At 55.3% G+C, this 22,432-nt stretch carries 20 protein-coding genes and 5 tRNA genes; 21 read left to right on the forward strand and 4 right to left on the reverse strand.

Annotation, left to right across the window (positions count from 1 at the left end; genetic code table 11):
• Window positions 1-22: 22 nt before the first annotated feature.
• Genes srlD through srlA form a run of 4 tightly spaced genes read right to left on the reverse strand, consistent with a single transcriptional unit; the run spans window position 23 to window position 2,739 of the window.
• Complete coding sequence (gene srlD / locus V6944_RS15750) at window positions 23-802, reverse strand: sorbitol-6-phosphate dehydrogenase (protein ID WP_333499644.1); 780 nt, start codon at window positions 800-802, stop codon at window positions 23-25.
• A gap of 17 nt (window positions 803-819) precedes the next feature.
• Window positions 820-1,182, reverse strand: coding sequence for a PTS glucitol/sorbitol transporter subunit IIA (gene srlB, locus V6944_RS15755; protein WP_333499645.1), 363 nt, complete (start codon window positions 1,180-1,182; stop codon window positions 820-822).
• Between the two features lie 10 nt (window positions 1,183-1,192).
• Window positions 1,193-2,179, reverse strand: a complete 987-nt coding sequence (gene srlE, locus V6944_RS15760) for a PTS glucitol/sorbitol transporter subunit IIB (protein WP_333499646.1) — start codon at window positions 2,177-2,179, stop codon at window positions 1,193-1,195.
• Window positions 2,176-2,739: a PTS glucitol/sorbitol transporter subunit IIC gene (srlA, locus tag V6944_RS15765; protein WP_333499647.1), complete on the reverse strand. Its 564-nt coding sequence runs from the start codon at window positions 2,737-2,739 to the stop codon at window positions 2,176-2,178. The genes srlE and srlA overlap by 4 nt, the downstream gene beginning before the upstream one ends.
• Before the next feature lie 391 nt (window positions 2,740-3,130).
• Between srlA and mltB the strand changes: the two genes are divergently transcribed.
• From mltB to V6944_RS15870, 21 genes are all read left to right on the forward strand, one after another.
• On the forward strand, window positions 3,131-4,201 hold the full coding sequence (gene mltB, locus V6944_RS15770; RefSeq protein ID WP_333499648.1) for a lytic murein transglycosylase B: 1,071 nt from the start codon (window positions 3,131-3,133) through the stop codon (window positions 4,199-4,201).
• 194 nt (window positions 4,202-4,395) lie between these two features.
• Window positions 4,396-5,106, forward strand: a complete 711-nt coding sequence (locus V6944_RS15775; protein ID WP_333499649.1) for a metal ABC transporter ATP-binding protein — start codon at window positions 4,396-4,398, stop codon at window positions 5,104-5,106.
• A complete protein-coding gene (locus tag V6944_RS15780) occupies window positions 5,103-5,957 on the forward strand; it encodes a metal ABC transporter permease (RefSeq protein WP_185668070.1) in 855 nt (284 codons plus the stop codon). The genes V6944_RS15775 and V6944_RS15780 overlap by 4 nt, the downstream gene beginning before the upstream one ends.
• A gap of 17 nt (window positions 5,958-5,974) precedes the next feature.
• Complete coding sequence (locus V6944_RS15785; RefSeq protein WP_333499650.1) at window positions 5,975-6,853, forward strand: metal ABC transporter substrate-binding protein; 879 nt, start codon at window positions 5,975-5,977, stop codon at window positions 6,851-6,853.
• Between the two features lie 138 nt (window positions 6,854-6,991).
• On the forward strand, window positions 6,992-7,489 hold the full coding sequence (pncC, locus tag V6944_RS15790; protein WP_185668079.1) for a nicotinamide-nucleotide amidase: 498 nt from the start codon (window positions 6,992-6,994) through the stop codon (window positions 7,487-7,489).
• Window positions 7,490-7,569: 80 nt separating this feature from the next.
• A complete protein-coding gene (gene recA / locus V6944_RS15795) occupies window positions 7,570-8,628 on the forward strand; it encodes a recombinase RecA (RefSeq protein ID WP_035892538.1) in 1,059 nt (352 codons plus the stop codon).
• Between the two features lie 152 nt (window positions 8,629-8,780).
• Window positions 8,781-9,281, forward strand: a complete 501-nt coding sequence (gene recX / locus V6944_RS15800) for a recombination regulator RecX (RefSeq protein WP_333499651.1) — start codon at window positions 8,781-8,783, stop codon at window positions 9,279-9,281.
• 251 nt (window positions 9,282-9,532) lie between these two features.
• Window positions 9,533-12,160, forward strand: coding sequence for an alanine--tRNA ligase (gene alaS / locus V6944_RS15805; RefSeq protein ID WP_333499652.1), 2,628 nt, complete (start codon window positions 9,533-9,535; stop codon window positions 12,158-12,160).
• A 240-nt stretch (window positions 12,161-12,400) separates the two neighbouring features.
• Window positions 12,401-12,586 (forward strand): carbon storage regulator CsrA, encoded by a 186-nt coding sequence (csrA, locus tag V6944_RS15810; protein WP_000906486.1) that lies wholly within the window; start codon window positions 12,401-12,403, stop codon window positions 12,584-12,586.
• Between the two features lie 318 nt (window positions 12,587-12,904).
• Window positions 12,905-12,997: transfer RNA gene (locus V6944_RS15815), tRNA-Ser, on the forward strand.
• Between the two features lie 3 nt (window positions 12,998-13,000).
• A tRNA-Arg gene (locus V6944_RS15820) sits at window positions 13,001-13,077 on the forward strand.
• A 91-nt stretch (window positions 13,078-13,168) separates the two neighbouring features.
• Window positions 13,169-13,245: transfer RNA gene (locus V6944_RS15825), tRNA-Arg, on the forward strand.
• 194 nt (window positions 13,246-13,439) lie between these two features.
• Window positions 13,440-13,516 (forward strand) — tRNA-Arg (locus V6944_RS15830).
• Window positions 13,517-13,684: 168 nt separating this feature from the next.
• Window positions 13,685-13,761 (forward strand) — tRNA-Arg (locus V6944_RS15835).
• A 296-nt stretch (window positions 13,762-14,057) separates the two neighbouring features.
• Window positions 14,058-14,372 carry a BON domain-containing protein gene (locus tag V6944_RS15840; protein ID WP_035897502.1) on the forward strand — a complete coding sequence of 105 codons (315 nt, stop codon included), beginning with the start codon at window positions 14,058-14,060 and terminating at the stop codon, window positions 14,370-14,372.
• A 122-nt stretch (window positions 14,373-14,494) separates the two neighbouring features.
• Window positions 14,495-15,061 (forward strand): fructose-1-phosphate/6-phosphogluconate phosphatase, encoded by a 567-nt coding sequence (gene yqaB / locus V6944_RS15845; RefSeq protein WP_185668705.1) that lies wholly within the window; start codon window positions 14,495-14,497, stop codon window positions 15,059-15,061.
• Window positions 15,058-15,486 carry a YqaA family protein gene (locus V6944_RS15850; protein ID WP_185668706.1) on the forward strand — a complete coding sequence of 143 codons (429 nt, stop codon included), beginning with the start codon at window positions 15,058-15,060 and terminating at the stop codon, window positions 15,484-15,486. Before yqaB ends, V6944_RS15850 begins: the two co-directional genes overlap by 4 nt.
• A 79-nt stretch (window positions 15,487-15,565) precedes the next feature.
• Entirely contained in the window at window positions 15,566-17,110 is a 1,545-nt protein-coding gene (gene gshA / locus V6944_RS15855; RefSeq protein WP_333499653.1) for a glutamate--cysteine ligase, read from the forward strand.
• Between the two features lie 260 nt (window positions 17,111-17,370).
• Entirely contained in the window at window positions 17,371-17,886 is a 516-nt protein-coding gene (gene luxS / locus V6944_RS15860) for an S-ribosylhomocysteine lyase (RefSeq protein WP_185668708.1), read from the forward strand.
• Between the two features lie 304 nt (window positions 17,887-18,190).
• On the forward strand, window positions 18,191-19,555 hold the full coding sequence (locus V6944_RS15865; protein ID WP_333499654.1) for a glycoside-pentoside-hexuronide (GPH):cation symporter: 1,365 nt from the start codon (window positions 18,191-18,193) through the stop codon (window positions 19,553-19,555).
• Entirely contained in the window at window positions 19,555-22,374 is a 2,820-nt protein-coding gene (locus V6944_RS15870) for a glycoside hydrolase family 3 protein (RefSeq protein ID WP_333499655.1), read from the forward strand. Before V6944_RS15865 ends, V6944_RS15870 begins: the two co-directional genes overlap by 1 nt.
• Window positions 22,375-22,432: the final 58 nt, after the last annotated feature.

Raw genomic sequence — 22,432 nt, forward strand, 5'->3', positions numbered from 1 at the left:
GTAGCGCCACCGGGCAAAACGTTTAGAACATCACCTGTCCGCCGGTGACGTTGATTGACTGACCGGTACAGTAGGAGGCTTTCTGGCTGGCATAGAACAGCAGCATGTTCAGCACATCCTGGTAGTCGCAGCCGCGTTTTAGCGGCACTTTATCAATGTAGTATTGCTCCACGTCACCTGGCTCAATGCCAAGCTTAGTAGCGTACTGCGGCAGCAGCGACTGAAACATGGGTGATTTCAGCAGGTTGCCAAGCATTAGTGAGTGCACGGTAATGCCGTACTCGGCCAGATCTAACGCCAGCGATTGCGTTAAGCCTACGCCGCCAAACTTTGCCGCACTGTAGCCGGAGTTGTGCTTGCTGCCCACCTTGCCGGATTTTGAGTTGATTTGAATGATTCGCCCGGCAATACCGTCACGGATCATCAGTCGGGAGAATTCGCGGGCGCAGAGGAAATAGCCCACCAGATTGACCTGGAGCGAGCGGTCGAAATCACCAAGTTGGAAATCGCTGATAAATGCGGCTTTGGCAATGCCCGCGCTGTAGACCAGTAGATCCACGCGGCCAAAAATTTCATCGACGCCGCGCGAGAGTGCCAGCACGCTTTGCTCGCTGGTGGCATCGGCACCAAAGCCACAGGCCATTCCCTCGCCAAATTCGGCGTTAATCTCTTGCGCCACGCTGGCGGCTTTATCGCTTTGAATATCGACCACGGCGATGCGGTATCCTTCTGCGGCGAGGCCGCGGCAGAGGAATGCCCCCAGGGTTTGGCCTCCACCAATAACAACGGCAACCTGCTTCATTATTTTCTCCTTAAATATTAATCCATAAACTGCAAAATGGTGCCCGGTACGATACCGTCCGGCGTTGATCCAGCGAGGTGTACCGTGCCGGGAAACTTTGCTTCGCTTTGTCCATCGAAGCACAGGGTGATATGCCCCAGTTCACGTAAGTTCTGTTCGGCTACGCCGCCTACTGCGGTGACCCGATAGCGCTGCTCGCCAATCTCAAAGTGCATGCCGCTCTGGAGAGGGCCACTTAAACAGCCGGGGCGGTGGATGTAGCAAAACTCTTCAATATCTGCCGGTGCACCTTCCCTGAAGGTGATCAGCATCTGGTCGTCCAACGCCTCTGCGGCGCTCTGACCAATGCGGGTAATGGTGGTCTGATAAATCACGGTCATCACAGATTCCCTATTGGTAGATAAAGCCGGAAACAAACCAGGCAATCAGCACGGTTGGGGCTCCGGTCAGAAAGCGGCTCACCAGCACGGAAGGCACGCCCACGCGTACGGTGTTCTGCCGCGCCTCGGCGAGGGATAATCCCACTGGAATAAAATCGCATGCGGCCTGCGCGTTAATCGCAAACAGAGCAGGTAACGCCAGGTGTGGTGGGATATTGCCGAGCCCAATTTGCACGCCTATTAGGACGCCAATCACCTGAGCGATAACTGCCCCAGGCCCGAGGAAGGGGGATAGCAGGGGGAAAGAGCAGATTAGCGCCAGCGTGACCAGCCCGAGCGGGTGGCTGGCAAGCGGTGCCAGACCGTGGGCTATCCAGTCACCGAGGCCTGACGCCATGATGATGCCGATAAGCGCCGAGACGAACGCCATAAAGGGAAGAATGGTCTTGAGTACCGTATCAATGGTGTCGCTACCCGCCTGAAACAGTACCGCTACCGCCGAACCCATACCCATGCCGACTTTGGCGAGCAGGCCATCGCTCTGTTCGGTGATCTTTTTCGTGGCGTCGTAATCGCGTCCGCTGGCGGCCATTGGTTTTGCTGGTGGAACCGCGTTGGCTGCTTCGCTGGTTTCACCGGCAAAGTGGATGTTCTCTTCCCTGACGCCGGAGACGTAAATATCCTCCAGAATAAACTGCGCCAGCGGGCCAGATTTGCCGGTGGCATGGATATTAATGGTGGGAATACGGCGCTTCGGATAGATGCCGCAACGCAGTGTGCCGCCGCAATCGATGATTGCGACCCCAATTTCCGCTTCAGGCGGTTCACCTTCTTTAAATCCGTCTATCGCAGGCCAACCGGTAAGCTCCGCGAGCTTATCAACGATGGCCGGGCGAGTTCCGGCCGTGATGTAGACGATTTTCTTGCCGGGTTCGGCGTCCAACTCAAGCGGGCCACCCCAGCCGCCGGTTCCTCTTTCAATACGAATACGCGTCATGATGTCGCTCCCGACAGTTGAACGTTCTGTTCCAGTTGAATGCCCATTTTTTTCTCAAAGACGGTGGTGGTGAAGTCCGTAATCCAGCCGCGGAAGAAGTTGGTGACCAGACCAAGCAACAGGTAGCTCACCGCCAGCGGCCCGAGCGGCAGCCCGAGCGTGGTCAGGCCGTTGGCTATCCCCAGATAGACAAACAGTTCGCCAGGGTTGATGTGGGGAAATAGCCCGTTCATGGAGTGGCAGCTGTAGGAAGCCGCGGCGTAGTAGCTGGGCTTGTACTTCTCTGGCATAAAGCGCCCCAGGCTCAGCGTCATGGGGTTACAAAACACAAATGTGCCAATGCAGGGCAGCAACAGGTAGCGGGAGACCGGATTGCCGGCACAGCGCTGAGCAAATCGCTCAATACGATGCTGACCGATGAAGTTAATGAGCGCGTTCATGATAACCAGCAGGCTAATCAGCAGCGGAAGGATACCGGTCACCATGCCGGTGAAGACCTCTCCGCCTTTCTGAAACAGCCCGATGAACCATTCAGCACCGAGGGTAATGGTGTCGACCATAGTTATCTCCTGTAGGGATTTATCGTTTTATACACTTCATCCTTCAAGCCGCCTCGGCGTTGGCTGCGCTCGCTCACCCCAGTCACTTACTAGAGTAAGCTCCTGGGGATTCACTCTCTTGCCGCCTTCCTGCAACTCGAATTATTTAGGGTATATGACCAAAAGGTGGGTGATTTTAATCAGATTGAAAGATTTTAAAGTGTTATTATGATCGCAAAATGAAAGATAAATATTTTATTGTGAAAGTTATTGCGAGCGTGACCGCAGGAAAAAGAGAAAACGAAGTGTGGAAATGAGAAATTCTGCGAGTGAGCGCGACAACCGCTTCCTTGCAGCGTGGCGGATGCTTTACCATATTTAACTCTTGCTGATATTGTTAAACGGATGTCCCATGTTGAAGCGTCGTGTTCTGGCTTTACTCCCCCTGTGTGTCCTGCTCGCTGCCTGTAGCAGCAAACCTAAAACGGCTGAATCTCCGGCAACCACCTCCGGCGGTTTTCTTCTTGAACCTCAGCACAATGCGCTGATGCCAACCGGTGATTTTGCCAATAATCCGGCGGCCGAGCAGTTCATTGACAAGATGGTGAGCAAACACGGCTTTGACCGACAGCAGCTGCATGAAATTCTCTCTCAGGCCAAGCGCCTGGACTACGTGCTGCGCCTGATGGACAGGCAGGCGCCGACCGGCCTGCCGCCAACCGGCCCGAACGGTGCGTGGCTGCGCTATCGCAATCAGTTTATTACGCCGGATAACGTCCAGAACGGTGTGGTGTTCTGGAACCAGCATCAGGACGCGCTACAGCGTGCTTCGCAGGTGTACGGCGTACCGCCGGAAATTATCGTCGGGATTATCGGTGTAGAAACTCGCTGGGGCCGCGTGATGGGTAAAACGCGCATTCTCGATGCCCTGGCGACGCTCTCCTTCAACTATCCGCGCCGCGCGGCGTATTTCTCCGGCGAGCTGGAAACCTTCCTGCTGATGGCGCGTGACGAGCAGGACGACCCGCTGGATCTGAAAGGCTCGTTTGCCGGGGCAATGGGCTACGGGCAGTTTATGCCGTCCTCCTACAAAGAGTATGCGGTTGATTTCAATGGCGATGGTCATATCAACCTGTGGGATCCGGAAGATGCCATCGGCAGCGTGGCGAACTACTTCAAACAGCACGGTTGGGTGAGCGGCGACGCGGTGGCGGTGCAGGCGATGGGGCAGGCTCCGGGGCTGGAGAATGGCTTCAAAACCAAGTACAGCGTTTCGCAGCTGTCGGCGGCAGGCTTAACGCCGATGCAGCCGCTGGGTAATCATCAGCAGGCGAGCCTGCTGCGGCTGGATATCGGCACGGGATACCAATACTGGTACGGTCTGCCGAACTTCTACACCATCACCCGCTATAACCACAGCACCCACTATGCGATGGCCGTCTGGCAGCTGGGTCTGGCGGTCTCTCAGGCGCGCGGTCAGTAATCCTTCCTTCTGGCTCCCCTCGGTTCAGAGGGGGGCTTGTTACATTTAGCATCATTTCCTGCCGTTTACATCTTAGCGCTAATCCAATATTGTTATGTTATAACATTTGATGGTGAGGCAAAGATGTTCACTCCTGTTTTTATGGCCAGCAGCGTAACGCGGGTTTTGCTGGCCTGCGCGCTATTGAGCGTGCTGTGGCTGATGGTCTGGTGGGCGGTGTCGCTGCCATGATTGAACTGGACAACCTGGTGGCAGGCTATGAAGGCGTGGCGATTACGCCGTCGCTGAGCGGTGTGATTCACAAAGGCAGCATGACGGCGATTGTTGGCCTGAACGGCTGCGGAAAATCCACTTTACTGAAAACGCTGGCGGGATTTATTCCGCCGGTAAGCGGCGTCATTCGCTGGACGCCTTCACGCCCGGTGATCGGCTGGCTGGCCCAGCGTCACGCGCTGGAGTCGCAGTTTCCGTTAACCGTGCTGGACGTGGTGAGCCAGGGGGCGTGGCCGAGAATTTCATTGCTGCGTGGCCTGCGTAGCGACACGCGCCAGCGTATTGCCGCTTCACTGGCGCGAGTGGGTCTGGAAAGCATGGCGAAAACGCCAATTGACGCACTTTCCGGCGGCCAGTTCCAGCGCATGCTTTTTGCCCGCGTGCTGGTACAGCGTGCGCCGCTGGTGATGCTGGATGAGCCCTTCACCGGCATAGATGAAGCCACCAGTCATGACCTGATGGGGGTGATTCAGGAGATGCATCAGCAGGGGCAAACCGTGCTGGCGGTGCTGCATGATAACCAGCGCGTAGCGGAGTACTTCCCGGAAACGCTGCTGCTGGCGCCGCAGAATGCCTGCTGGGGGCATACCCATGACGTGCTGCCCGCGTTTAACTCCGCGAGGCACGCATGATCTGGCACACCTTCTTCCAACCCTTTATCGAGTTTGGCTTTATGCGCCGGGCGCTGGTGGTGTGCCTCGCGCTGTCGCTCAGTACCACCATCCTTGGCGTCTTTTTATTGCTGCGGCGGATGAGCCTGATGGGGGACGCGCTGTCGCACGCCATTCTTCCCGGCGTGGCGGTGGGCTATCTGGTGAACGGCATGTCGCTGCTGGCGATGACCGTTGGCGGCTTTATTGCCGGCATTACGGTGGCGCTGGTGGCCGGTTGGGTCAGCCGACGCACGCCACTGAAAGAGGATGCCAGCTTCGCCGGATTCTACTTAGGGTCGCTGGCGCTGGGGGTCACGCTGGTCTCGCTGCGCGGTTCTAACGTTGACCTGCTGCATCTGTTGTTCGGCTCGATTCTGGCGGTGGATAACGATGCGGCGCTGTTTGTGGCGGGTGTCGCCAGCCTGACGTTGCTCTGCATTGCGCTTTTCTACCGGGGGCTGGTGAGCGAAGCGTTTGATAGCAGTTGGCTGCAGGTGAATGCGCGCTGGCTGCCCGTGTTGCTGCACGGGCTATTTCTGGCGCTGCTGGTGCTCAACCTGGTGGCTGGTTTTCAGGTGCTGGGCACGCTGATGGCGGTGGGGGTCATGATGCTGCCCGCCGTTGCGGCGCGCTGCTGGGCGAAAACCTTACCGTCAATTCTGCTGCTCGCGGCGCTAATCGGGGGCGTATGCGCCTGGATGGGGCTCAGCCTGTCGTGGGCGGCCAATCTGCCTGCAGGGCCGTCGATTGTGCTAACTGCGAGCGGTATCTTTTTGATTTCAGTGTTGTTTGGCAAGCGAAGCCGGCTGACCGTGAGCTGGTTAAAATAAAGAGGAAAGGGGACAAGATGAAACGTATTGGGGTGATTATGGCGCTGGCGTTAGGGCTGGCGGCGCAGGGGGCGATGGCAAAAACGCTCAACGTGGTCAGCAGCTTTTCGGTGCTGGGCGACATGGTGAAGCAGGTCGGCGGCGATCACGTTCACGTCGACACGCTGGTTGGCCCGGACGGCGACCCGCATACTTTTGAGCCGTCGCCGAAAGATAGCGCTCTACTCAGCAAAGCGGATGTGGTGGTGGTCAATGGCCTGGGGCTGGAAGGCTGGATGGACCGCCTTATCAAAGCATCGGGCTTTAAAGGTGAGTTGGTGGTGGCTTCAACGGGCGTAAAAACCCACACCCTGGATGAAGAGGGTAAAACGGTGACCGACCCGCACGCCTGGAACAGCGCGGCAAACGGCGCACTGTACGCGCAGAATATCCTGACTGGCCTGGTGAAGGCTGACCCGGAAGATAGCGCGGCGCTCAATGCTTCCGGCAAACGCTACATTGGCGAGCTTAACGATATTCATCGCTGGACGAAGCAGCAGTTCAGCGCTATTCCGCAGGCGAAGCGTAAGGTGCTGACCAGCCACGATGCCTTTGGCTACTTCTCTCGCGCCTACGGCGTCACCTTCCTGGCACCGCAGGGGCTCTCTTCAGAAAGCGAAGCCAGCGCGGCGCAGGTGGCAGCGTTGATTCAGCAAATTAAGGCCGATGGCGTACACACCTGGTTTATGGAAAACCAGCTCGATCCGCGCCTGGTGAAGCAGATTGCCGCGGCCACCGGCTCGCAGCCGGGCGGCGAACTGTATCCGGAAGCGCTGTCGAAACCGGGCGGCGTGGCGGACAGCTACGTCAAAATGCTGCGTCATAACGTGGAGCTTATCGCCGCCAGTATGCGCTAAATCTGGCACTTCCACGCCCCGGTTCTTCCGGGGCGTTCAATTTCGGAATCCCCCTCGTAAAATCGCCATCCCATCCCCATATATCTCCTGAAAGTGCTATCTTTGATGGCCTCTTTATCGGGCTGAAGCGGAGCGATGATGACAGATTCAGAATTAATGCAGCTGAGTGAAAAGGTTGGCCTGGCGCTGAAAGCGCGTGGGGCGACGATGACCACCGCAGAGTCCTGCACCGGCGGCTGGATAGCCAAAACCATTACCGATATTGCCGGCAGTTCTGCCTGGTTTGAGCGTGGGTTTGTGACCTACAGCAACGAGGCAAAATCGCAGATGATTGGTGTGCGTGAAGTGACGCTCGAACAGCATGGTGCGGTGAGTGAACCGGTGGTCGTTGAGATGGCCATTGGCGCACTGCGCGCGGCGCGGGCTGACTTTGCAGTCTCGGTTAGCGGCATTGCCGGGCCGGATGGCGGCAGCGCAGAAAAGCCGGTTGGCACGGTCTGGTTCGGCGTAGCAAGCGCCACCGGGCAAGGCGTTACCCAGCGTGAATGCTTCGACGGCGACCGTGAATCGGTGCGTCGACAGGCGACCGCTTATGCGCTCAATCTCCTCTGGCAACAATTTCTACAAAATACTTGATACTGTATGACCATACAGTATAATTGCCTCAACAGAACAGAATTCACTATCCGGTAACACCCGGTATGACAGGAGTAATAATGGCTATCGACGAAAACAAACAGAAAGCGTTGGCTGCAGCGCTGGGCCAGATCGAAAAGCAATTCGGTAAAGGCTCCATCATGCGTCTGGGTGAAGACCGCTCCATGGACGTGGAAACTATCTCTACCGGTTCGCTTTCACTGGATATCGCGCTGGGTGCTGGCGGCCTGCCAATGGGCCGTATCGTCGAAATTTACGGGCCAGAATCCTCCGGTAAAACCACCCTGACGCTGCAGGTTATCGCTGCCGCGCAGCGTGAAGGCAAAACCTGTGCGTTTATCGATGCTGAACACGCGCTGGACCCGGTTTATGCTCGCAAGCTGGGCGTTGATATCGACAACCTGCTGTGCTCCCAGCCGGACACTGGCGAACAGGCTCTGGAAATCTGTGACGCGCTGGCGCGTTCCGGTGCCGTAGACGTTATCGTCGTTGACTCCGTTGCGGCGCTGACGCCGAAAGCGGAAATCGAAGGCGAAATCGGTGACTCTCACATGGGCCTCGCGGCACGTATGATGAGCCAGGCGATGCGTAAACTGGCGGGTAACCTGAAGCAGTCCAACACCCTGCTGATCTTCATCAACCAGATCCGTATGAAAATCGGCGTGATGTTTGGTAACCCGGAAACCACTACCGGTGGTAACGCGCTGAAGTTCTACGCTTCCGTACGTCTTGATATCCGTCGTATCGGCGCGGTGAAAGAGGGCGACAACGTGGTGGGTAGCGAAACCCGCGTGAAGGTCGTGAAGAACAAAATTGCTGCACCGTTTAAACAGGCTGAATTCCAGATCCTCTACGGCGAAGGTATCAACTTCTTCGGTGAGCTGGTCGACCTCGGCGTGAAAGAAAAGCTGATTGAAAAAGCGGGCGCCTGGTACAGCTACAACGGCGACAAAATTGGTCAGGGTAAAGCGAATGCTATCTCCTGGCTGAAAGAGAACCCGGCTGCGGCGAAAGAAATTGAGAAGAAAGTGCGTGAGCTGCTGCTCAACAACCAGGACTCTACGCCGGACTTCGCCGTTGATAACAACAGCGTCGAAGAAACCAACGAAGACTTCTAATCATGTAGCCCGGCCGAGTGAAACGACGCCGGGAATGCGCTCAGAGTCCCCCGGGGTCGGTGCTATCGCACCTTGTCCGGGCTACTTGATTGTGCACATTTGAAGGGCTGCTTATGCAGCCCTTTTTGCATTTACCACGACGGTAAAACATCATGACCGAAAACTCACCGCGCCGTTCCGCCTACGCCAGACTGCTGGACCGCGCTATTCGCATTCTGGCAATGCGTGACCACAGCGAACAGGAGCTGCGGCGTAAACTTACCGCCCCGGTGATGGGGAAAAATGGCCCTGAGCCTATCGACGCGCCGCCGGAAGAGGTTGAAAAGGTGGTGGCCTGGTGCTTTGAAAACCGCTACCTCGACGACAGCCGCTTCGTGCAGCAGTTTATGGCCGGACGCAGCCGCAAAGGATATGGCCCGGCACGCATTCGTCAGGAGCTGGGGCAGAAGGGCATTGCACGCGAAGCTATCGAGCAGGCCATGCGCGAGTGCGACATTGATTGGGCTATACTGGCGCGCGATCAGGCGGTGAGAAAATACGGTGAACCGCTGCCGACCGCCTTTGCTGAAAAGGTCAAAATCCAGCGATTTTTGCTCTATCGCGGCTACCTGATGGAAGATATCCAGGAAATATGGCGAAATTTTGCTGATTGACCTCACTGGGGATTTTACTTCCCTTTAAAGAAAACTTATCTTATTCCCACTTTTTCCGTCCGGAGGCGGGTTGTTTTTAAAGCAATCCGCGTCGGTGACGAATATTCCTTAATACACAAAATCATTCAAACCGCATCAGAGTGGTGGGAAAGAGAAGCCTCAGACGCGAACTTCAGTCCGTGATTGGGGGTGAAAACAGCCGTTGACTCGGCGGTTTGAAGGATGAAGTGTAGCTTGATGTCAGGATAATTATGAGCAAGAGCACCGCTGAGATCCGTCAGGCGTTTCTCGACTTTTTCCATAGTAAAGGCCATCAGATAGTTGCCAGCAGCTCCCTGGTGCCGAATAACGACCCTACTTTGCTGTTTACCAATGCCGGGATGAACCAGTTCAAAGATGTGTTCCTCGGTCTCGACAAGCGTAATTATTCTCGCGCGACCACCGCGCAGCGTTGCGTGCGTGCGGGCGGTAAACACAATGACCTGGAAAACGTCGGTTACACCGCACGTCACCACACCTTCTTCGAAATGCTGGGTAACTTCAGCTTCGGCGACTACTTCAAGCACGACGCTATTCAGTACGCGTGGGAACTGCTGACCGGTGAAAACTGGTTCGCCCTGCCGAAAGAGCGTCTGTGGGTCACCGTCTATGAGAGCGATGACGAAGCTTACGAAATCTGGGAAAAAGAAGTCGGCATCCCGCGTGAGCGCATCATCCGTATCGGCGACAACAAAGGCGCGCCGTACGCATCGGATAACTTCTGGCAGATGGGCGACACCGGTCCTTGCGGCCCGTGCACCGAAATCTTCTATGACCACGGCGACCACATTTGGGGTGGCCCTCCGGGTTCCGCAGAAGAAGACGGTGACCGTTACATTGAGATCTGGAACATCGTCTTCATGCAGTTCAACCGTCAGGCTGACGGAACCATGGAACCGCTGCCGAAGCCGTCCGTGGATACCGGTATGGGTCTGGAGCGTATCACCGCTGTGCTGCAGCACGTGAACTCCAACTATGACATCGACCTGTTCCGTAAACTGATCGACGCGGTGGCGAAAGCGACCGGCGCGACCGATCTGAGCAACAAGTCTCTGCGCGTGATTGCGGACCACATTCGTTCTTGTGCGTTCCTGATTGCCGATGGCGTGATGCCGTCTAACGAAAGCCGCGGCTACGTGCTGCGTCGTATCATTCGCCGCGCCGTCCGCCATGGCAACATGCTGGGCGCGAAAGACACCTTCTTCTACAAGCTGGTTGGCCCGCTGGTAGAAGTGATGGGTGCAGCAGGCGAAGAGCTGAAACGTCAGCAGGCGCAGGTTGAGCAGGTACTGAAAACCGAAGAAGAGCAGTTTGCTCGTACGCTGGAGCGCGGTCTGGCGCTGCTCGACGAAGAGCTAGCAAAACTGACCGGCGACACGCTGGACGGCGAAACCGCTTTCCGTCTGTACGATACCTACGGCTTCCCGGTTGACCTGACGGCGGACGTTTGCCGTGAGCGCAACATCAAGGTTGACGAAGCTGGCTTCGAAGCCGCGATGGAAGAGCAGCGCCGCCGTGCGCGTGAGTCCAGCGGTTTTGGCGCAGACTACAACGCGATGATTCGCGTTGATGGTGCTTCAGAATTTAAAGGCTATGACCACCTGGAGCTGAACGGCAAAGTGACTGCGCTGTTCGTTGACGGCAAAGCGGTAGACGCTATTGCTGCCGGTCAGGAAGCGGTTGTAGTGCTTGATCAGACTCCGTTCTATGCAGAATCCGGCGGTCAGGTTGGCGATAAGGGTGAACTGAAAGGCGCGGGCTTTAGCTTTGCGGTCAACGACACCCAGAAATACGGCCAGGCAATTGGGCACCTCGGCAAACTGGCTACCGGCGCGCTGAAGGTGGGCGATGGTGTGCAGGCTGACGTTGATGTTGCACGCCGTGCACGCATCCGTCTGAACCACTCTGCAACGCACCTGATGCACGCGGCGCTGCGCCAGGTTCTGGGCATGCACGTTGCGCAGAAAGGCTCGCTGGTGAACGACAAGGTTCTGCGTTTCGACTTCTCTCATTTCGAAGCCATGAAGCCGGAAGAGATTCGCGCGGTTGAAGATCTGGTCAACGCCCAGATTCGTCGCAACCTGCCAATCGAAACCAACATCATGGATCTCGAAGCGGCGAAAGCGAAGGGCGCGATGGCGCTGTTCGGTGAGAAATATGACGACCACGTTCGCGTGCTGAGCATGGGCGACTTCTCTACCGAGCTGTGCGGTGGTACCCACGCCTCTCGTACCGGCGATATCGGTCTGTTCCGCATTGTGTCTGAGTCCGGCACCGCGGCAGGCGTTCGTCGTATCGAAGCCGTGACCGGTGAAGGTGCAATTGCCACGCTGCACGCTGAAAGCGATCGCCTGAGCGATATTGCGCAGTTGCTGAAAGGCGACAGCCACAACGTCACCGAAAAAGTGCGTACCGTTATTGAACGTACACGTCAGTTGGAAAAAGAGCTGCAGCAGCTGAAAGAGCAGGCGGCAGCACAGGAAAGCGCAAACCTTTCCAGCAAAGCTGAGACTATTAACGGCGTTAACCTGCTGGTGAGCGAGCTCGCCGGCGTTGAGCCGAAGATGCTGCGTACTATGGTCGACGATCTGAAGAACCAGCTGGGTTCTGCGGTTATCGTACTGGCAACAGTAGCAGAAGGTAAGGTTTCTCTGATTGCAGGCGTGTCTAAGGATGTGACCGACCGTGTGAAAGCAGGGGAGCTGGTTGGCATGGTCGCCCAGCAGGTGGGTGGCAAAGGGGGCGGTCGTCCGGATATGGCGCAAGCTGGCGGTACCGACGCGGCTGCGCTCCCTGCTGCACTGTCCAGTGTGAAAGGCTGGGTCAGCGCTAAACTGTAATAACAATAAACGCATGCGGGTGCCTTAACGTTAAATGTTAAGGCATCTTGCATATGCGGTACTGATAACGATAAAGTCAGGTTGAAGTCATGTAGATCGGCTAAACTTACATTTAACAGAGTGTGATGCCGTGACCGCTTACACGAAGGTGTTTGTCATAGCTGACCTTTTGGCGTTATATGATGGAGAATGCCGGGATACAGAGAGACCCGACTCTTTTAATCTTTCAAGGAGCAAAGAATGCTGATTCTGACTCGTCGAGTTGGTGAGACCCTCATGATTGGAGATGAGGTCACTGTGACAGTTTTAGGGGTGAAGGGTAACCAGGTGCGCATCGGCGTAAATGCCCCTAAAGAAGTCTCTGTTCACCGTGAAGAGATCTACCAGCGTATCCAGGCTGAAAAATCCCAGCAGTCCAGTTACTAAGTTCTCGCGTCTCACCCCGCGGGTGAGACGCACCTCCCACTGTTTTCTTCGTTTTACTCTCGTTTCTCTCCCTTTTTTCCTCGCCCCAGCACCTTTGCACCCATTTTCTTTTTTGCTGCTATACCGGCAAAAACGCAATTTATCTGTTGATAAAACGTGCATTCTGTCTTTTTTAACAGCTTATTGCGTGTGAAATGTGCAAACGAAAAAAAACTGCGGAAAATTGTTTGACTTATAAGTCCCAGAAAGTAATATGTGCGCCACACAGCGACGATGAGCAGAAACAAGTTCTTCGAAGCACTCGCAAGAGGTGTTGTTGGTGAGGTGGCCGAGAGGCTGAAGGCGCTCCCCTGCTAAGGGAGTATGCGGTCAAAAGCTGCATCCGGGGTTCGAATCCCCGCCTCACCGCCATTTGCATCCGTAGCTCAGCTGGATAGAGTACTCGGCTACGAACCGAGCGGTCGGAGGTTCGAATCCTCCCGGATGCACCATCTTCTCTGAGATAACGCATTAGCGTTGTTACAGAAAATCGATAGCGCCTTAGCAGCGATATCAAATCTGCAGTAAAGTAAGTTTCCCGATGCATCCGTAGCTCAGCTGGATAGAGTACTCGGCTACGAACCGAGCGGTCGGAGGTTCGAATCCTCCCGGATGCACCATATTCTCCGAGATAACAGCTAAACTGTTGTTTCAAGGTGTGCGAGTTAATCGCAAGCACCAGGGAGGATAGCGTTGCTTTAGCAACGACTCGAAGGGCGAGGCGCAGCCGAGTAATCCTCCCGGATGCACCATCTCTTACTTGATATCGTTTTTATAGCGGTATCAATATCGGCAGTAAAGCAAATTTCCCGATGCATCCGTAGCTCAGCTGGATAGAGTACTCGGCTACGAACCGAGCGGTCGGAGGTTCGAATCCTCCCGGATGCACCATATTCTCCGAGATAACAGTTGCGCTGTTGTTTCAAGGTCTGCGAATTCTTCGCAAGCACCAGGGAGGATAACGTTGCTTCAGCAACGGCCCGTTAGGGCGAGGCGCAGCCGAGTAATCCTCTCGGATGCACCATTCTTTTGTTTTGCACGATAATTAGCTTTTCCGATGCATCCGTAGCTCAGCTGGATAGAGTACTCGGCTACGAACCGAGCGGTCGGAGGTTCGAATCCTCCCGGATGCACCATCTTCTCCGAGATAACAGTTGCGCTGTTGTTTCAAGGTCTGCGAGTTTTTCGCAAGCACCAGGGAGGATAACGTTGCTTCAGCAACGGCCCGTTAGGGCGAGGCGCAGCCGAGTAATCCTTCCGGATGCACCATCTTCTCTGAAATCTTCCTGTTTTTTTAATCTCTCGCAAACCTGTCAGCTTTTCGCTCAAAAAATTTTCTTCACACTTTTCTGATTGGCAACCCATTCTTTCCACTATAATTTATCTCTGATACACCCTTATTCTGGTGACCTGAGTGCAAGGAGAGAAATCCATGAAATGGTTCAAAGCAATGGCTGCGTCTTGCGCCGCGCTTCTGGTAGCTATCTCGCTATCTGGCTGTGCGGGTTCTTCAACCAAGGAAAGTACCGGTGGTTATATCGATGATACGGTCGTAACCACTAAGGTGAAAACGGCGCTGTTCAGCGATAAACAGATTAAATCCAGTGAAATTAACGTACAGACCTTTAAAGGTCGCGTGCAGCTGAGCGGCTTTGTGTCGTCGGCGGCTGATGCAAAACGTGCGGTAGAAGTGACGCGCCAGGTACAGGGCGTGCGGGTTGTTGAAAACGACATGCAGATTAAATAATCCCTCCGTCAGCAATATGGACAAAGGCACCGATAAGGTGCCTTTGTCGTCTCTGCGGCGGGAAGCGACAATCTGCCCCTTTTGCGATAAAGTAACGTCACGTTGGCTAAGGTGAGAAGACAATGTACGAACGCTATGCTGGATTGATTTTTGATATGGATGGCACCATTCTTGATACGGAACCTACGCATCGTAAAGCGTGGCGTGACGTGCTGGGACGATATGGAATGCAGTTCGACGAACAGGCGATGGTTGCCCTGAATGGCTCTCCGACCTGGCGCATTGCCCAGGCGATTATTGAAAGCCATGAGGCCGATTTAGATCCCCATCTTCTCGCACGTGAAAAAACCGCTGCGGTAAAATCGATGCTGCTGGACTCGGTCACGCCATTACCGCTTATTGAGGTGGTGAAGGAGTGGCACGGTCGTCGCCCTATGGCGGTCGGCACCGGTAGCGAAAGCGCCGTGGCTGAAGCGCTGCTTGCGCATCTGGGACTGCGTCACTATTTTGCGGCCGTTGTCGCCGCCGATCATGTTAAACAGCATAAACCTGCGCCGGATACGTTCTTACTGTGCGCGGAGTTGATCGGCGTGCCGCCTGAGCGCTGCGTGGTGTTTGAAGATGCCGATTTTGGACTTCAGGCCGCTGCGGCGGCGGGAATGGACGCCGTTGACGTGCGTCTGCTGTGAGTGAATTTCTGGCGCTGGGGTCGCTGTTTGCAAGCAGCTTCCTCAGTGCAACGCTGCTGCCGGGTAACTCCGAAGCCGTGCTGGTCGCGCTGCTGCTTTCGGGCGCGAGTAAGCCCTGGCTTCTGGTAGTAATAGCAACAATGGGTAATAGCCTTGGCGGGGCTACTAACGTTATTCTTGGTCGTTTTTTTCCATTACGCAAAACATCGCGATGGCAGGAAAAGGCGGTGGGCTGGCTCCGACGCTACGGCGCGGCGACGCTGCTGCTGAGCTGGATGCCGGTTATCGGCGATTTGCTGTGCCTGTTGGCAGGGTGGATGCGTATTTCCTGGGGACCAGTACTCTTTTTTTTATGCCTGGGGAAAGCGTTACGGTACGTCGCAGTCGCGGCGCTGACGCTTCAGGGCATGACGTGGTGGCACTAATTGGATGGCAGGTGGAATATCGCATCTCCACGATGACAATTATGCTTAATAAAATGAATTCGACAGGCGGGAGGTCAATTTGATCCCGGACGTATCACAGGCGCTGTCCTGGCTGGAAAAACATCCTCAGGCTCTTCAGGGGATCCACCGCGGACTTGAGCGCGAAACGCTGCGTGTTAATGCAGATGGTTCTCTGGCAACAACCGGTCACCCGGAAGCGCTTGGCGCAACCCTGACCCATAAATGGATCACCACGGACTTTGCAGAAGCCTTGCTGGAGTTTATTACTCCGGTCGACGGCGACATTGACCATATGCTGACGCTGCTGCGTGACGTGCATCGCTACACCGCGCGTCAGCTGGGCGACGAACGTATGTGGCCGCTGAGTATGCCCTGCTACATTGCGCCGGGCCAGGAGATTGAGCTGGCGCAGTACGGCACGTCGAATATCGGCCGTCTGAAAACGCTGTACCGCGAAGGTCTGAAAAACCGCTACGGCGCGCTGATGCAGACCATCTCTGGCGTACACTACAACTTCTCGCTGCCAATGGCATTCTGGCAGGCGAAGTGTGGTACAGACGATAAAGAAGCGATTTCAGCCGGTTATTTCCGTCTGATTCGCAACTACTATCGCTTTGGCTGGGTGATCCCGTATCTGTTCGGGGCGTCGCCGGCAATCTGCTCTTCGTTCCTGCAGGGCAAACCGACCACGCTGCCGTTTGAGAAAACGGAATGCGGCATGTACTACCTGCCGTACGCCACCTCTCTGCGCCTTAGCGACCTTGGCTATACCAATAAATCGCAAAGCAATCTCGGAATTACGTTTAACGAACTGCACGAGTATGTGGCAGGATTAAAGCGCGCGATTAAAACCCCGTCGGAAGAGTATGCCCGTATCGGCCTTGAGAAGGACGGTAAGCATCTGCAGATCAACAGCAACATTCTGCAGATTGAAAACGAGCTGTACGCGCCCATTCGTCCTAAGCGCGTCACGCGCGATGGCGAAACCCCTTCCGATGCGCTGCTGCGCGGCGGTATCGAGTACATTGAAGTGCGTTCACTCGATATCAACCCGTTCTCGCCAATTGGCGTCGACGAGCAGCAGATTCGCTTCCTTGACCTGTTTATGGTCTGGTGCGTGCTGGCGGATGCGCCAGAGATGAGCAGCGATGAGCTGCTGTGTACGCGTACGAACTGGAACCGCGTGATCCTGGAAGGGCGTAAGCCGGGCCTGACGCTGGGGATTGGCTGCGAAACGGCGCAGTTCCCGCTGACGAAAGTGGGTAAAGATCTGTTCCACGATCTTAAGCGCGTGGCGCAGACGCTGGACGGCATCAACGGCGGAACGGCATACCAGAAGGTATGTGATGAGCTAGTCGCCTGCTTTGATAATCCAGATTTAACCTTCTCTGCGCGTATTCTGCGTTCTATGCTTGATGAAGGCATTGGTGGTACGGGCAAGGCGCTGGCCGAACAGTATCGTACGATGCTGCGTGAGGAGCCACTGGAGATTCTGAGCGAAGAGGATTTTGCGAAGGAGCGTGATGCTTCCCGCGCACGTCAGCAGCAGATTGAAGAGTCGGATAACGAACCGTTTGAAGCACTGCTGGCGAGACACGCTTGATACAAAAGAAAAAGGCCACATCACTGTGGCCAAAATATACATCTCTGAATCAGGGATGATGATAACAAATGCGCGTCTTTCATATACTAAGACTGGCATGGGAACAAAGAGTTCAGTTTATTTTTAAAAAAATCACATTATCCTGAAGCGGAGCGCGGTGAATTGCATAAAGTTGAATCTATTCATGTGGTTAGTTGATTTTGTGGATAGAAAAAAAGTGCAGCACGCGTGAGCATGAAGGTGATATCGGAGGTTACGAAATGCCGTTGTTAGATAGCTTCACAGTCGATCATACCCGTATGGAAGCCCCAGCCGTTCGCGTGGCGAAGAAAATGAACACCCCGCACGGCGACGCGATCACGGTTTTTGACCTGCGTTTTTGCATTCCGAACAAGGAAGTGATGCCGGAAAGAGGGATCCACACCCTGGAGCACCTGTTTGCTGGCTTTATGCGTGACCATCTGAACGGTAACGGCGTTGAGATTATCGATATCTCACCAATGGGTTGCCGCACCGGTTTCTACATGAGCCTGATTGGTACGCCGGACGAGCAGCGCGTAGCCGATGCCTGGAAAGCGGCAATGGCAGACGTACTGAAAGTGCAGGATCAAAATCAGATCCCAGAGCTGAACGTTTACCAGTGTGGGACTTATGAGATGCACTCCCTCAGCGAAGCGCAGGAGATTGCGCGCCACATTATCGACCGTGGTGTCCGCATCAATAGCAATGATGAACTGGCGCTGCCAAAAGAGACCCTGAAAGAACTGCACATCTAGCGTTGTGTGTTCAGCAGGTTGATAAAACCCGGGTCGCTCCGGGTTTTTTATTGCCTATTATTTTTATATTTGTGATTTCTCTGCAATGAAATAATTTATATTTAAAATAAGTGTGACGATTTTTAATTTGTGAGCCACAAAACAAAAAACCTATCCCTCGTTTATGAGATCCGTTTCGCGATCACATAAAGCGAAAAACATAACCGAATAGCTGAAAAACATAATAGATCCCAGCCAGATAACTGTAAAAAATAGCCCCCGCAGAAACCGATTTCATAACATAAAAATCAAAACGGGAGTTTATATGTCTACAGGGGATAGGATTTCTATCAAAGAGAAGATTGGCTATAGCCTTGGGGATGCCGCCAGCCATATTGTGTTCGATTCTTCGGTCGCCATTCTTGCTTATTTTTACACCGATATTTATGGTCTGCCGCCAGCGGTAATGGGGACGATGTTCCTGTTAGTGCGCCTGCTGGACGCCATCACCGACCCGATTATGGGGGCGATTGCTGATGCCACCGCGACCCGCTGGGGCCGCTTCCGTCCGTGGCTGCTGGCGATTTGCGTCCCGTTCGCCGTGAGCTGCGTACTGGTCTACTCCATCCCTTCGTTTTCCGATACTGGCAAGGTGGTCTACGCGGTTGCGGCCTATATCTTTATGACGCTGATGTATACCGCCATTAACATTCCGTACTGCTCATTGGGGGCCGCACTGACCTCCGACCCGCGCGAAAGCCTATCGCTGCAGTCATGGCGTTTTGCCATCACCCCTATCGGCGGCGCGCTGGGCACGGCGCTGATTCTGCCGCTGGCGGATTTCCTCTATCCAGGCGACCGGGCTACCGGTATTCAGGTATCAATGGCGCTGTTTGGCGTGATTGGCTGCCTGATGTTTATCGTCTGTTTCTTTACCACCAAAGAACGCGTTCAGCCGATTAAAGAAGAGAACCTCAATATTGCCCGCGACGTGAAGATCCTGTTCAAAAACGATCAGTGGCTGATCCTCTCGGTGTACAACTTTATGATGCTGGTCGCCGTGGTGCTGCGCGGCGGCGCGGTGGTTTACTACATCAATACCGTGCTCAACAAAGGCGCGGATATCATCACGCTGTTTATGCTGGGCGGGATGCTCGCGTCGATGGCGGGTTCGGTGCTGGCTAAACCGTTTGGCACCCGTTTTTGTAAAGTGAAACTCTCATTCTGGGTGAATTTAATCACCGCCGGATTTGGCGTTATCTGTTTCTTCGTGCCACCGCAAATGTGGATCGCTATATTCGCCATTCATATCATTATTTCTATTATTCAGGGTGGCAACGGGGCGCTGCAATGGTCAATGATCACTGATTCCAATAATTACGGCGAATGGAAAACGCGTCGTAGAATTACTGGTATGAATGTGGCTGCCAATATATTTGTGATTAAGCTGGGCGTTGCCGTGGGTGGCGCAATTCTTGGGTGGGTATTGGCTTATTTCCATTACGAATCGGGCGTGTCCTCGCAATCGGATTCGGCGGCACAAGGGGTAATGCTGTTATTCACGCTGGTTCCTGCACTGTTTTATGTGCTGACGGCATTCTCAATTAAGTTCTACCGCTTAAATGAAGACCGGATGAATCACGTTGTTGATGACCTGAAAAACGGCACCTTCGCGCATTCAGAAGCGTAATGGCAATTAAGGAATCCACCCGTATGCATCAGCGTCTGCCAGGCAGGCCCCTGGAGGGGTTTGCCGAATTCTCAATGAACGTGGCGGCACAGGGTGCCGTGCTGCTCAAAAACAGGCCGGAGACGTTGCCTCTGGATAGCCTGGACCGCGTCGCCATTTTTGGCCGCACGCAAATTAACTACTACCGCAGCGGTACCGGGTCAGGGGGCGCGGTCAATGTGGTCTCCACCTGCAACCTGCTGGAGGCGATGCGTGAGCGCTGTGGCGCGCGGGTCAACGGCCTGCTGGCACAGCGCTATGAACAGTGGGTGATGACGCATCCGTTTGATAACGGCGGTGGCGGGTGGGCGCAGGAACCCTGGTATCAACAGGAGATGCCGCTTGCTGATGATATCGTGGCCCAGGCGAAGCGGGTCTCAAATAAAGCGGTGGTGGTGATTGGGCGTACCGCCGGTGAAGATAAAGATAATGCCGACGTGTCGGGAGGCTACCGTTTAACCGAGCTGGAATATGCCATGCTGCGCACGGTATGTCGCTACTTCAGCAACGTTATCGTGGTGTTGAACGTTTCTTCAATCATGGATATGTCATGGGCGGAAGACCCACTGCTGCGTCCGCATCTTGGGGCTATTCTGTACGCCTGGCACGGCGGTCCGGACGGCGGCAGGGCGGTTGCCGCTTTGCTCTGCGGTGAGGTGACGCCCTCCGGCAAGCTGACGGATACAATAGCCCGTTCGCTGGATGATTATCCCTCTACGGCCTGCTGGGGTAACAGCGAACAGAATATCTACCAGGAAGATATCTACGTTGGCTACCGCTACTTTGAAACCTTCTGCCCGCAGCAGGTGCGCTATCCCTTTGGTTTTGGGCTCTCCTATACCCGATTTGCTATTCATTCGCTGCGTGCCGAGCGTATGGCAGATAATCCACTGTTTTTCCAGATAACGGCGAAGGTCGATAACGTTGGTGAACGCTTTGCGGGCAGTGAAGTGGTGCAAATCTACCTCGAGGCGCCGCAGGGGGCGCTGGGCAAACCGGCACGCGCGTTGGTGGCGTTTGCCAAAACCCGGCTGTTGCAGCCAGGAGAGAGCGAATCGCTGACCCTGACCGTGCCGCTGGAGCGTTTGGCATCCTGGGACGACAGTGGTGCGACCGGCAATCCTCACTGCTGGGTGCTTGAGCCGGGCTTGTATCGGTTCTGGGGAGGCAACTGCGTGAATCAGCTACAGCCGATTCGTATGCAGGGGGAAGAGGGATATGCCCAGCCGCTGCTGCGGGTGCTTTCCTGTCACGAACAGGCGCTGGCACCGACGGTCTCCTTTTCACGACTGCGTCCGGGGAAATGTACGCAGCCCGGTATCTGGCAGGCGGAGTGGGAAGAGGTGCCCCGGCGTAAAATTTCCCTGCGTGAGCGTATTCACGGCCGCCTTCCGCCAGCGCTCGCCATCACCGGTGATAAAGGCTTTAAGCTGGTTGATGTGGTTGATGGTCGCGTCAGCATGGAGACGTTTATCGCCCAGCTAAGCGAAGAGGAGCTGGCGTGCCTGGTGCGCGGTGAGGGAATGTGCAGCCATAAGGTGACGCCGGGCGTTGCTTCTGCGTTCGGCGGTACCGGCGATAGCCTGCTGGAAAAGGGGATCCCGCTGGCGGCTACCGCGGATGGCCCGTCGGGGATCCGCATGGACAACGGCGACCACGCGACGCTGATGCCCAGCGGTACGCTGCTGGCTTGCACCTGGGACCCGGTGTTGGTGGAGCGTTTGTACGTGATGGAAGGTAAGGAGTTACAGCAAAACCAGATAGACCTGCTGCTGGGGCCGGGGATGAATATTCATCGTCATCCCCTTAACGGGCGTAATTTTGAATACTTCTCTGAGGACCCGCTGGTGACCGGCATGATGGCTGCGGCGATGGTCAGAGGAATACGCAGCGGCGGCGGGATCGCCACGCTGAAGCATTTTGCCTGCAATAGCCAGGAGCATGCGCGGGCTCAGGCCGATGCGGTGGTGTCCGCGCGTGCGCTACGTGAAATCTATCTCAAGGGATTTGAGTACGCGGTGAAGCAGGGCGGTGCGATGGCGGTGATGACGGCCTATAACCCGGTTAACGGCCACTGGTCGGCATCAAACTACTGCCTGAACACCACGATACTGCGCGATGACTGGGGCTTTAACGGCATCGTGATGACCGACTGGTGGGCCAAAATGAACGATGCAATTGGCGGCGGTGAAGCGACGGTCAATAATACCGCGGCGATGATCCGCGCGCAGAACGATCTTTATATGGTCATCAACAACAATGGCGCGGAAATTAACGCCGGGAATGACAATACGCTCGCCGCACTGGCTGAGGGATTGCTGACCTTAGGTGAGCTTCAGCGCAGTGCGCGGAATATTCTGTCGTTTATGCTGCATACCCAGGTGGTGAAGCGCGGCGAGGTGCCGAAGGTGAACGTGCCAACGATGGCGGCTGACGCGTCGCTGTATATCGAAGATGCCATTAAAATCGCGCCGGAATCGCGGCTACGCTATAGCGATACGCTGGCTATCCATATCGAGCGTGAAGGGGTTTATGATCTATTAGTGAGCGTTAACTCTCCGGCAATGCCGCTGGCGCAGACGGCGACCAATCTGTTGTTCAACGGTAAGTTTGTCGCCACCGTGCAGACTCGTGGCACGATGGGGCAGACGGTGACCCAGAAGCTGTGCCGCATACAGTTGCTGCCGGGATATTATCAGGTACAGACCGAGGTGATTAAACCGGGGCTGGCGATCGACTGGCTGGCGTTTCGCCGCGTCGCTTCCCCGGCGTCGGCGTAAACGCCTCGTCCGGGCTACTCGTAGGCCGGATAAGACGGTCATTCAGGCCAATAAAAGC

The organism is Kluyvera sp. CHPC 1.2972, from assembly GCF_036759925.1.
In the GTDB taxonomy this organism is placed as follows: Bacteria; Pseudomonadota; Gammaproteobacteria; order Enterobacterales; family Enterobacteriaceae; genus Kluyvera.

Coding starts and splice junctions, on each gene's coding strand:
- srlD (WP_333499644.1), bottom strand. CDS start 802: ATGAAGCAGGTTGCCGTTGTTATTGGTGGAGGCCAAACCCTGGGGGCA.
- srlB (WP_333499645.1), bottom strand. CDS start 1,182: ATGACCGTGATTTATCAGACCACCATTACCCGCATTGGTCAGAGCGCC.
- srlE (WP_333499646.1), bottom strand. CDS start 2,179: ATGACGCGTATTCGTATTGAAAGAGGAACCGGCGGCTGGGGTGGCCCG.
- srlA (WP_333499647.1), bottom strand. CDS start 2,739: ATGGTCGACACCATTACCCTCGGTGCTGAATGGTTCATCGGGCTGTTT.
- mltB (WP_333499648.1), top strand. CDS start 3,131: ATGTTGAAGCGTCGTGTTCTGGCTTTACTCCCCCTGTGTGTCCTGCTC.
- V6944_RS15780 (WP_185668070.1), top strand. CDS start 5,103: ATGATCTGGCACACCTTCTTCCAACCCTTTATCGAGTTTGGCTTTATG.
- V6944_RS15785 (WP_333499650.1), top strand. CDS start 5,975: ATGAAACGTATTGGGGTGATTATGGCGCTGGCGTTAGGGCTGGCGGCG.
- pncC (WP_185668079.1), top strand. CDS start 6,992: ATGACAGATTCAGAATTAATGCAGCTGAGTGAAAAGGTTGGCCTGGCG.
- recA (WP_035892538.1), top strand. CDS start 7,570: ATGGCTATCGACGAAAACAAACAGAAAGCGTTGGCTGCAGCGCTGGGC.
- recX (WP_333499651.1), top strand. CDS start 8,781: ATGACCGAAAACTCACCGCGCCGTTCCGCCTACGCCAGACTGCTGGAC.
- alaS (WP_333499652.1), top strand. CDS start 9,533: ATGAGCAAGAGCACCGCTGAGATCCGTCAGGCGTTTCTCGACTTTTTC.
- csrA (WP_000906486.1), top strand. CDS start 12,401: ATGCTGATTCTGACTCGTCGAGTTGGTGAGACCCTCATGATTGGAGAT.
- V6944_RS15840 (WP_035897502.1), top strand. CDS start 14,058: ATGAAATGGTTCAAAGCAATGGCTGCGTCTTGCGCCGCGCTTCTGGTA.
- yqaB (WP_185668705.1), top strand. CDS start 14,495: ATGTACGAACGCTATGCTGGATTGATTTTTGATATGGATGGCACCATT.
- luxS (WP_185668708.1), top strand. CDS start 17,371: ATGCCGTTGTTAGATAGCTTCACAGTCGATCATACCCGTATGGAAGCC.
- V6944_RS15865 (WP_333499654.1), top strand. CDS start 18,191: ATGTCTACAGGGGATAGGATTTCTATCAAAGAGAAGATTGGCTATAGC.
- V6944_RS15870 (WP_333499655.1), top strand. CDS start 19,555: ATGGCAATTAAGGAATCCACCCGTATGCATCAGCGTCTGCCAGGCAGG.